This is a genomic window from Streptomyces silvae (assembly GCF_016745505.1).
Taxonomy (GTDB): Bacteria; Actinomycetota; Actinomycetes; order Streptomycetales; family Streptomycetaceae; genus Streptomyces; species Streptomyces silvae.
In genome coordinates this window covers 1-8703 of the sequence record NZ_JAERUC010000046.1, presented here as the reverse complement: position 1 = coordinate 8703, position 8703 = coordinate 1, and the positions used below count along the sequence as shown (strand labels likewise).

Annotated in this window: 11 protein-coding genes, 1 tRNA gene and 1 riboswitch; of the genes, 5 read left to right on the top strand and 7 right to left on the bottom strand. The window is 68.3% G+C overall.

Going from position 1 to position 8703, the window contains the following annotated elements; translation table 11 throughout:
- Positions 1-10 precede the first annotated feature (10 nt).
- The 3 genes from JKV81_RS06820 to JKV81_RS06810 all read right to left on the bottom strand — a co-directional run bounded on the left by JKV81_RS06820 (position 11) and on the right by JKV81_RS06810 (position 1247).
- Entirely contained in the window at positions 11-331 is a 321-nt protein-coding gene (locus JKV81_RS06820) for a DMT family transporter (RefSeq protein ID WP_099172860.1), read from the bottom strand.
- Between the two features lie 36 nt (positions 332-367).
- A riboswitch (guanidine-III (ykkC-III) riboswitch) is annotated at positions 368-433 on the bottom strand.
- Between the two features lie 54 nt (positions 434-487).
- Positions 488-823: a GroES family chaperonin gene (locus tag JKV81_RS06815; RefSeq protein ID WP_099173024.1), complete on the bottom strand. Its 336-nt coding sequence runs from the start codon at positions 821-823 to the stop codon at positions 488-490.
- Between the two features lie 76 nt (positions 824-899).
- Positions 900-1247 (bottom strand): DUF3618 domain-containing protein, encoded by a 348-nt coding sequence (locus JKV81_RS06810; RefSeq protein ID WP_202075155.1) that lies wholly within the window; start codon positions 1245-1247, stop codon positions 900-902.
- Positions 1248-1376: 129 nt separating this feature from the next.
- Between JKV81_RS06810 and bcp the strand changes: the two genes are divergently transcribed.
- The 3 genes from bcp (at position 1377) to JKV81_RS06795 (ending at position 3702) form a co-directional block, all read left to right on the top strand.
- Positions 1377-1844: a thioredoxin-dependent thiol peroxidase gene (bcp, locus tag JKV81_RS06805; RefSeq protein WP_129263507.1), complete on the top strand. Its 468-nt coding sequence runs from the start codon at positions 1377-1379 to the stop codon at positions 1842-1844.
- 129 nt (positions 1845-1973) lie between these two features.
- Entirely contained in the window at positions 1974-3470 is a 1497-nt protein-coding gene (gene proP, locus JKV81_RS06800) for a glycine betaine/L-proline transporter ProP (protein WP_099172863.1), read from the top strand.
- A gap of 145 nt (positions 3471-3615) precedes the next feature.
- Positions 3616-3702: transfer RNA gene (locus tag JKV81_RS06795), tRNA-Leu, on the top strand.
- 54 nt (positions 3703-3756) lie between these two features.
- Here the strand turns inward: JKV81_RS06795 and rdgB are convergent.
- The 4 genes from rdgB to JKV81_RS06775 all read right to left on the bottom strand — a co-directional run bounded on the left by rdgB (position 3757) and on the right by JKV81_RS06775 (position 6054).
- Positions 3757-4359 (bottom strand): RdgB/HAM1 family non-canonical purine NTP pyrophosphatase, encoded by a 603-nt coding sequence (rdgB, locus tag JKV81_RS06790; RefSeq protein ID WP_129263513.1) that lies wholly within the window; start codon positions 4357-4359, stop codon positions 3757-3759.
- A gap of 21 nt (positions 4360-4380) precedes the next feature.
- Positions 4381-4773 carry a hypothetical protein gene (locus tag JKV81_RS06785; protein ID WP_129263516.1) on the bottom strand — a complete coding sequence of 131 codons (393 nt, stop codon included), beginning with the start codon at positions 4771-4773 and terminating at the stop codon, positions 4381-4383.
- 101 nt (positions 4774-4874) lie between these two features.
- On the bottom strand, positions 4875-5612 hold the full coding sequence (gene rph / locus JKV81_RS06780; protein WP_053929886.1) for a ribonuclease PH: 738 nt from the start codon (positions 5610-5612) through the stop codon (positions 4875-4877).
- A gap of 169 nt (positions 5613-5781) precedes the next feature.
- On the bottom strand, positions 5782-6054 hold the full coding sequence (locus JKV81_RS06775; RefSeq protein ID WP_275117140.1) for a PTS sugar transporter subunit IIB: 273 nt from the start codon (positions 6052-6054) through the stop codon (positions 5782-5784).
- Between the two features lie 182 nt (positions 6055-6236).
- On the opposite strand from JKV81_RS06775, the gene JKV81_RS06770 reads away from it, so the two are divergent.
- Complete coding sequence (locus tag JKV81_RS06770; RefSeq protein WP_202075154.1) at positions 6237-7496, top strand: PTS transporter subunit EIIC; 1260 nt, start codon at positions 6237-6239, stop codon at positions 7494-7496.
- A 255-nt stretch (positions 7497-7751) separates the two neighbouring features.
- On the top strand, positions 7752-8703 hold a 952-nt coding region (locus tag JKV81_RS06765), incomplete at its 3' end, for a PTS transporter subunit EIIC (protein WP_202075153.1).

Sequence of the window (8703 nt, the reverse complement as noted above, 5' to 3'; positions counted from 1 at the left end):
CGCCACCGCGTCAATGCCCGGACGTCGCCTTCAGCCCCACCACGGCCACCAGCAGCAGACAGACGAAGAAGATACGGGCGGCGGTCACCGGCTCATGCAGCACCACCATGCCCAGCACCGCCGCACCGGCCGCGCCGATCCCCACCCACACGCCGTACGCCGTACCGATCGGCAGGGTCTTCGCCGCCTGCGACAGCAGCATCATGCTGGCCACGATGCCCAGACCGGTGAACACACTCGGCCACAGGCGGGTGAACCCCTCGGTGTACTTCATCCCGATCGACCAGCCCACTTCCAGCAGACCGGCCACGATGAGCAGAACCCACGCCACGACGGCACCTCCACGACGAAACTCGCGAACAACACGGGTGCGTCGTCTTTGCGGAAACCCGGTACGGCGCGTCTCGTCGGGGTCCCACCACCGTAGCAAAAAACAGCAGAAAGGCCTGGTGACAACGGTCACCAGGCCCACTCACCCCACACCTGCCTACAGATAAAGACCGGTCGAGTCCACCGACCCCTCGAAGCGGTCCGCCGCCACCGCGTGCAGGTCCCGCTCACGCATCAGCACGTACGCCACACCCCGCACCTCGACCTCGGCACGGTCCTCGGGGTCGTACAGCACCCGGTCCCCCGGCTCCACGGTCCGCACGTTCTGTCCGACCGCGACCACCTCGGCCCACGCCAGACGCCGGCCGACCGCCGCCGTCGCCGGGATCAGGATGCCGCCGCCCGACCGCCGCTCACCCTCCGGCGAATCGGACCGGACCAGCACACGGTCGTGCAGCATCCGGATCGGCAGCTTGTCGTCGGTGTTGCTCATACCGTTGTCGCTCACGCGCAGAAACCTACCTGCCCCGAGCCGCTCCCCACGCCCCAGGGCCGCCGGGAACCGGGCCTCAGCGCCTCTTGCGCCGCACGGACCGGGAAGACCGCGAGGACCGCGACGACACCGTCAACAACGCCACCGCACCGGCCAGCAACAGCGCGGCCGGAATCACCCGCTCCAGCCGCGGCGAACCGTCCTCCGCCACGAACTGCGCCCTCACGTCCGAGACCGAACGGTTCACCGCGACGAACGCACGCCCGGCCGTCCGGTCCACCGTCGACGCGACCTTGGCCTTCGCGTCACCGATCATCGTCTTCGGGTGCACCCGCACCCCGATCTCGTCCAGCACCACGGCAAGCTGCTCGCGCCTGCTGATGATGTCCGCCTCGATCTGCGCAGGGGTCCTGGTATCCGACACTGCGCCGCCTCCGTGGTCGTCGTCGGGTAAACCGTCATCGACAGTCTGTCAGCTCGGGCGCCCCCACACCCGGCGGCACCCCCTATTACGCTCGGTGCCACACAGCCCGCGTGCCACTCGAGGAGAAACATGAGCGAGCGACTCCAGACCGGCGACACCGCCCCCGCCTTCACCCTTCCGGACGCCGACGGCAACGAGGTTTCGCTCGCGGACCACAAGGGCCGCAAGGTCATCGTCTACTTCTACCCCGCCGCGCTTACCCCCGGTTGCACCAAGCAGGCCTGCGACTTCACGGACAACCTGGACCTGCTCACCGGGGCCGGCTACGACGTCATCGGCGTGTCGCCGGACAAGCCCGAGAAGCTCGCGAAGTTCCGCGAGAAGGAGAACCTCAAGGTCACCCTGGTCGGCGACCCCTCCAAGGAGACCCTTGAGGCATACGGCGCGTTCGGCGAGAAGAAGCTCTACGGCAAAGTGGTGACGGGCGTGATCCGTTCCACGATTGTGGTCGACGAAGAGGGCAAGGTGGAGAAGGCCCTCTACAACGTCAAGGCGACCGGACACGTTGCCAAGATCATCAAGGACCTCGGAATCTGACCCCGGTTCGTGGGGCTATCGGACCAAATGGGTGTGAGCGAGATCGCAATCATCCGTTGATTCGGTTTGCAACCGCCATGACTGCGCAGAAGCCTTTCCTGGAACACCGTTCGACGAAAGGAACCGGCCATGGCGGCCTCCGACCCCCACCAGGCGGCCGACCCTGATGCGGTCAAACGCCACCCGGCGCTCTTCCGGGTCATCCGGAAGCGCCAGAATCCGCGGCTCCGTCGGACCGACATCACCATCACCGACGACCAGGCGGTCAAGCGTGCGGTGAAAGCGGCGTCCCTCGGTAACGCCATGGAGTGGTTCGACTTCGGCATCTACTCCTACCTGGCCGTCACCATCGGGCATGTCTTCTTCCCCTCGGGAAACGACACCACCCAGCTCCTCTCGTCGTTCGCGACCTTCGCCGTGGCCTTCCTCGTCCGGCCCCTCGGCGGCATGTTCTTCGGCCCGATGGGTGACAAGATCGGCCGCAAGAAGGTCCTGGCCCTCACCATGATCCTCATGGCGGTCGGCACCTTCGCGATCGGCCTCATCCCCTCCCACGGCACCATCGGCGTCTGGGCCGCGGTCCTGCTCATCTTCTTCCGGATGCTCCAGGGCTTCTCCACCGGCGGCGAGTACGGCGGCGCCTCGACCTTCATCGCCGAGTACGCCCCCGACAAGCGCCGCGGCTTCTTCGGCAGCTTCCTGGAGTTCGGCACCCTCGCCGGCTACGTCGGCGCCGCCGGTCTCGTCACCCTCCTGTACGCCCTCCTGGACACCGCCCAGATGGAGTCCTGGGGCTGGCGCATCCCGTTCCTCGTCGCCGGTCCCCTCGGCCTCGTAGGCCTCTACCTGCGACTCCGCCTGGACGAGACCCCCGCCTTCCAGAAGCTGGAGGGCGGCACCGCCCACGCCACGGAGGCCGCGGACCACGTCGAGTCCACCGCCAAGGGCGACCTCGCCAAGATCTTCCGCCAGTACTGGCCGACGCTGATCCTCTGCATCGCCCTGGTCGGCGCGTACAACATCACCGACTACATGCTGCTGTCGTACATGCCGACGTACCTCTCGGACGAGCTCGGCTACAGCGAGACCCACGGGCTGCTCATCCTGCTCGGCGTCATGGTCTTCCTGATGCTGATCATCAGCCAGTTCGGCAAGCTCTCGGACCGCTTCGGCCGCAAGCCGCTGCTGATGGCGGGGATGCTCGGCTTCCTCTTCCTGTCCCTGCCGGCGTTCCTCCTGATCCGCCAGGGCAGCATCCCGGCGATCATCATCGGCATGCTGATGCTGGGCCTCTCCCTGGTCTGCATGCTGGGCACGATGTCCGCCGCGCTCCCGGCCCTGTTCCCGACCAACGTCCGCTACGGCTCCCTGTCGGTCGGCTACAACCTCTCGGCCTCGATCTTCGGCGGTACGACCCCACTGGTGATCACCGCCCTGATCAGCTGGAGCGGCTCGAACCTCATGCCGGCGTACTACGCGATGGCGGCGGCCCTGATCGGCGTGATCGCGGTGGCCTGCATGAAGGAGACCGCCAACCAGCCCCTGGCCGGCTCCCCGCCCTCGGTGGAGACGGAGGAGGAAGCGGCGGAACTGGTCCACGCACAGAGCCCGGACCCGAAGTTCTGACCCACGCACGTCCCCACGGAAGGGCCCGTACCGCAGCAGAGCGGTACGGGCCCTTCCGTCGTACGAGGCTGCGAACGCGCGGCCGGATGCGGAGGGGACATGCTTACCAGCCCTACAGCCCGCCCGGTACCATGACAGGCGGCTAGCGGCGGTGGTGCAATGGCGACACAGCAGACTTAGGATCTGTGGCCCGTGAAACGGCTTGAGGGTTCGAATCCCTTCCGCCGCACCACGAACGGCCTGCGAATCGAAAAATCGATGCGCAGGCCGTTCTGTATCTGGAGACTCAGCCCACCAGCTCCCGCACCACCGGCACCAGCGCCCGGAACGCCTTGCCGCGGTGGCTGATCGCGTTCTTCTCCGCGGGGGTGAGCTCCGCGCAGGTCCGGGTCTCGCCGTCGGGCTGGAGGATCGGGTCGTAGCCGAAGCCGTACGCGCCGGACGGGGTGTGGCGCAGGGTGCCGTTCAGGCGGCCCTCGACCACGCGTTCCGTGCCGTCGGGGAGGGCCAGGGCCGCGGCGCAGGCGAAGTAGGCGCCGCGGTGCGGGTCGGAGATGTCGCCGAGCTGGGCGAGGAGCAGGTCCAGATTGGCCTTGTCGTTGCCGTGGGCTCCGGCCCAGCGGGCCGAGAAGATGCCGGGCGCTCCGCCGAGTACGTCGACGCAGAGGCCGCTGTCGTCGGCGACGGCCGGGTGACCGGTGGCCTGGGCCAGGGCGTGGGCCTTGAGGAGGGCGTTCTCGGCGAAGGTGACGCCGGTTTCCTTGACGTCGGGGATGTCGGGGTACGCGTCCGCGCCGACGAGGTCGTGGGAGAGACCCGCGTCGGCGAGGATCGCGTGGAGTTCGGTGATTTTCCCGGCGTTGCGGGTGGCGAGGATCAGGCGCGTCATGCGTCGATTATCGCCGCCGGGTCAGGGGGTGCAGACCTTGCCTATCTCGGTGGCGGCGTCCGTGACCGGGCTGATGTCGGGGGTGGCGTCGCCCTTGTCGAGGGATGCGCGGACGTTGGTGACGCCCGCCTGGAGGTCGTCGACGGCCTTGCTGAGATCGGCGTTGTCGGTGGTGTCGCCGAGGTCCTTGAGGTCCTTGTCGATCTGGTCGAGGGCTTCCGATGCCTGTGTCGGGTCGTCGGAGGCGCTGGATATCGCCTGCTGGAGGCTGTCGACGCTGGTGGCTATGGCGTCGGCGGTGCGGACGCAGTCCAGGGCCTTGTCGACGGCCCCGCAGCCGGCGGCGGCCGTGAGGGTCAGCAGGGTGGCGGTGACGGCGAGTGCGGTGCGGTGGTGACGGCGGCGCGAGGCCATGGTGCGGTCCCTCCCCGGGGCGGATACATGGACGGACGCACGGTTCGACCCGTGCGCCCGTACCCGTCACGACGCCGTGCGCTGCGTATTTGGTTGCTTCTTTACTCGCCGAGCGTGCGGGCGAGCGCCTCTTCCTGGAGCTTGGCCAGGTCGGTGCAGCCGGCGGTGGCGAGGTCGAGGAGGGCGTTGAGCTCGGCGCGGTCGAAGGGCTCGGCCTCGGCGGTGCCCTGGACCTCGACGAAGCGGCCGTCGCCGGTGCAGACGACGTTCATGTCGGTGTCGGCGCGGACGTCCTCCTCGTAGCAGAGGTCGAGGAGGGGGACGCCGTCGACGATGCCGACGCTGATCGCGGCGACGGTGCCGGTGAGCGGCTTGCGGCCGTGCTTGATGATCTTCTTGCCCTGGGCCCAGGCGATGGCGTCGGCGAGGGCGACGTAGGCGCCGGTGATGGCTGCGGTGCGGGTGCCGCCGTCGGCCTGGAGGACGTCGCAGTCCAGGACGATGGTGTTCTCGCCGAGGGCCTTGTAGTCGATCACGGCGCGCAGGGAGCGGCCGATGAGCCGGCTGATCTCGTGGGTGCGGCCGCCGATCTTGCCGCGTACGGATTCGCGGTCGCCGCGGGTGTTGGTGGAGCGGGGCAGCATCGAGTACTCGGCGGTGACCCAGCCCTCGCCGCTGCCCTTGCGCCAGCGCGGGACGCCTTCGGTGACGGAGGCGGTGCAGAAGACCTTGGTGTCACCGAAGGAGATGAGTACGGAGCCTTCGGCGTGCTTGCTCCATCCGCGTTCGATGGTGACGGGGCGGAGCTGTTCGGGGGTGCGGCCGTCGATACGAGACATGCCGTCGAGCCTATCGGCTGGGGCGGTGGGGTCCGTTCGGGTGCACCCGGCGTGGGCCCTGGGTGCACCCGGCGTGGGCCCCGGGTGCACAACAGGCCCCGCTCCGAGCCGGTCGGGGGCGGAGCGGGGCCTGTGTGGGACTGGGTGGGCCGGCTGGTGCGTCAGCCGGTCACATCATGTCTTCGATGTCGGCGGCGATGGGGTCGGCGTCGGTGCCGATGACGACCTGGATCGCGGTGCCCATCTTGACGACGCCGTGGGCCCCGGCGGCCTTCAGCGCGGCTTCGTCGACCTTGCTCGGGTCGTGGACCTCGGTGCGGAGGCGGGTGATGCAGCCTTCGATCTCGTCGATGTTCTCGATACCGCCGAGGCCGGCGACGATCTTCTCAGCCTTGCTGGCCATGTCCTTCTCCCTGGTCTGTGCGTGCGCGGGGCGGCCCACCGTGGGTCCGTTTCGTCACGGTAACGCACGGTTGGCCCAACTTCACGGGCGGGTAACCGCACGGTCCCCAATGATGACGATCACCGGCGCCCTGCCCTCCAGCAGGGTTCCGCACCGTATCGCGACTGGTCTACACCAGTTTGCCGCACCCGCCAAACCTGGCGTGTTCCGGGAGGATGCCGATGAGTTCGAACGCGGCCGCGCAACCGCAGCGGAAGTGGTGGAACGGGCCGGTCCAGGGCTTGCAGAAGGTGGGCCGCAGTCTCCAGCTGCCGGTGGCCGTGCTTCCCGCGGCGGGCCTCCTCGTCAGCCTCGGCAACCTCTTCGACTCCTCGCTGCACGGCGCCTTCTGGGACAAGTTCGCGAAGGTCCTCCTCAACGGCGGTACGGCGATCCTCGACGGCGAGGTGGGGCTGCCGCTCCTCTTCTGCATCGGTGTCGCGATCGGCTTCGCGAAGAAGGCGGACGGCTCCACGGCGCTGGCCGCCGTCGTCGGCTTCCTCGTCTACCGGGGCGTGCTGACGGCCTTCCCGGTGGACGACTCGGTGACGGAGGCGACCCCCGACGGGATCCCGCAGAACCCGGGCGTCCTGGGCGGCATCATCATCGGGCTGCTGACCGCCGTGGTCTGGCAGCGCTACCACCGCACCAAGCTGGTCGACTGGCTCGGCTTCTTCAACGGGCGCCGGCTGGTCCCGATCCTGATGGCGTTCCTCTGCGTGATCCTGGGCGTGCTCTTCGGCCTGCTGTGGCAGCCGGTGGGTGACGCGCTGACGTGGTTCGCCAAGCAGCTGATCGACCTGGGCGCCTGGGGCGCGGCGATCTTCGGTTTCGCGAACCGGCTGCTGATCCCGATCGGCATGCACCAGTTCCTCAACACGTTCTTCTGGTTCCAGGCGGGCGAGTTCACCGGCGCGGACGGCAGCACCGTACAGGGCGACATCTCGCGCTTCTTCGCGGAGGACCCGTCGGCGGGCCAGTTCACCTCGGGGTTCTTCCCGATCATGATGTTCGGGCTGCCGGCGGCGGCGCTGGCCATCGCCCACTGCGCCCGCCCGGAGCGGCGCAAGGAAGTGTCCGGGCTGATGCTGTCGGTGGCGCTGACGTCGTTCGTGACCGGGGTGACGGAGCCGCTGGAGTTCTCGTTCCTCTTCGTCGCCCCGCTGCTGTACGGGGTGCACGCGATCCTGACCGGGGTGTCGATGGGGGTCACCTGGGCGCTGGGCGTGCACGCGGGCTTCAGCTTCTCGGCCGGTCTGATCGACTACGTCGTCAACTGGCACCTGGACACGAAACCCTGGCTGATCATCCCGATCGGGCTGTGCTTCGCGGTCGTCTATTACGTGATCTTCCGGTTCGCGATCACCAAGTTCAACCTCCAGACCCCGGGGCGTGAGCCTGTGGAGGAAGAGGAGAAGATCGGGGAGGACCTCACGAAGTAGAGGCCTCCTCCGCACTTCCGCGCGGCCCTCGGACCTGGTGGTCCGGGGGCTTCGCCGTGTCACCCAGGGTGGCGGCGGAACTACGCGGCAAATGGGAGGGAATCGCAGGTTCCTTATCTCACCCTCACCGTGCTAAAACTGGTCTACACCACTGAGTGGTACAGACCACGCGGCCGTTCTTTCGCCGCCGCGTTCCTCGAGTCGCCGCCCCCCGAACCCTTCACTCGGCGGCGCCTTGCCTACCGGAGGAAGTTCATGAGTACGGACACCGCTGCGGCGGCGGCTCCCGCGAAGAAGCGGGGCTCCGGCGTGTTCCAGGGCCTGCAGAAGGTCGGGCGCAGCCTCCAGCTGCCGATCGCCGTCCTGCCTGCGGCGGGCATCCTGCTGCGCCTCGGCCAGCCGGACGTCTTCGGTCCGGACGGGCTCGGCTGGGACCAGGTCGCCAAGGTCTTCGCGGGTGCGGGCGGCGCGCTGCTCGACGCGTCGTTCGGTCTGCCCCTGCTGTTCTGCATCGGCGTGGCCATCGGCTTCGCGAAGAAGGCCGACGGTTCCACGGCGCTCGCCGCCGTGGTCGGCTTCCTCACCTACTACGCGGTGATCCACCAGTTCCCGATCGAGGTCGAGGGCGGCACCTACATATCGACGGGCCTCTTCGGCGGCGCGTACCAGAAGGGTGAGGAGATCACGGCCGCCGGGTTCCAGAACCCGGGCGTCCTGGGCGGCATCATCCTGGGCCTCCTGACCGCGGTGCTGTGGCAGAAGTTCCACCGCACACGGCTGGTCGACTGGCTGGGCTTCTTCAACGGCCGCCGTCTCGTGCCGATCATCATGGCGTTCGTCGGTACGGCGATGGGCGTGCTGGTCGTGCTGGGATGGGAGCCCATCGGGAACGTCATCACCAGCTTCGGTGAGTGGATCACGGGTCTCGGCGCGGCCGGTGCCGGCCTCTTCGGCCTGATCAACCGTGGTCTGCTGCCGATCGGCATGCACCAGTTCGTCAACACGGTGTCCTGGTTCCAGATCGGTGACTTCACCAAGCCGGACGGATCGATCGTCCACGGTGACCTGACCCGGTTCTTCGCGGGCGACCCGGGTGCGGGTCAGTTCATGTCGGGCTTCTTCCCGATCATGATGTTCGGTCTGCCGGCCGCCGCGCTGGCCATCGCGCACACCGCTCGTCCCGAGCGCCGCAAGGCCGTGACCGGCA

Coding starts and splice junctions, on each gene's coding strand:
- JKV81_RS06815 (WP_099173024.1), bottom strand. CDS start 823: ATGAGCAACACCGACGACAAGCTGCCGATCCGGATGCTGCACGACCGT.
- bcp (WP_129263507.1), top strand. CDS start 1,377: ATGAGCGAGCGACTCCAGACCGGCGACACCGCCCCCGCCTTCACCCTT.
- proP (WP_099172863.1), top strand. CDS start 1,974: ATGGCGGCCTCCGACCCCCACCAGGCGGCCGACCCTGATGCGGTCAAA.
- rdgB (WP_129263513.1), bottom strand. CDS start 4,359: ATGACGCGCCTGATCCTCGCCACCCGCAACGCCGGGAAAATCACCGAA.
- JKV81_RS06785 (WP_129263516.1), bottom strand. CDS start 4,773: ATGGCCTCGCGCCGCCGTCACCACCGCACCGCACTCGCCGTCACCGCC.
- rph (WP_053929886.1), bottom strand. CDS start 5,612: ATGTCTCGTATCGACGGCCGCACCCCCGAACAGCTCCGCCCCGTCACC.
- JKV81_RS06770 (WP_202075154.1), top strand. CDS start 6,237: ATGAGTTCGAACGCGGCCGCGCAACCGCAGCGGAAGTGGTGGAACGGG.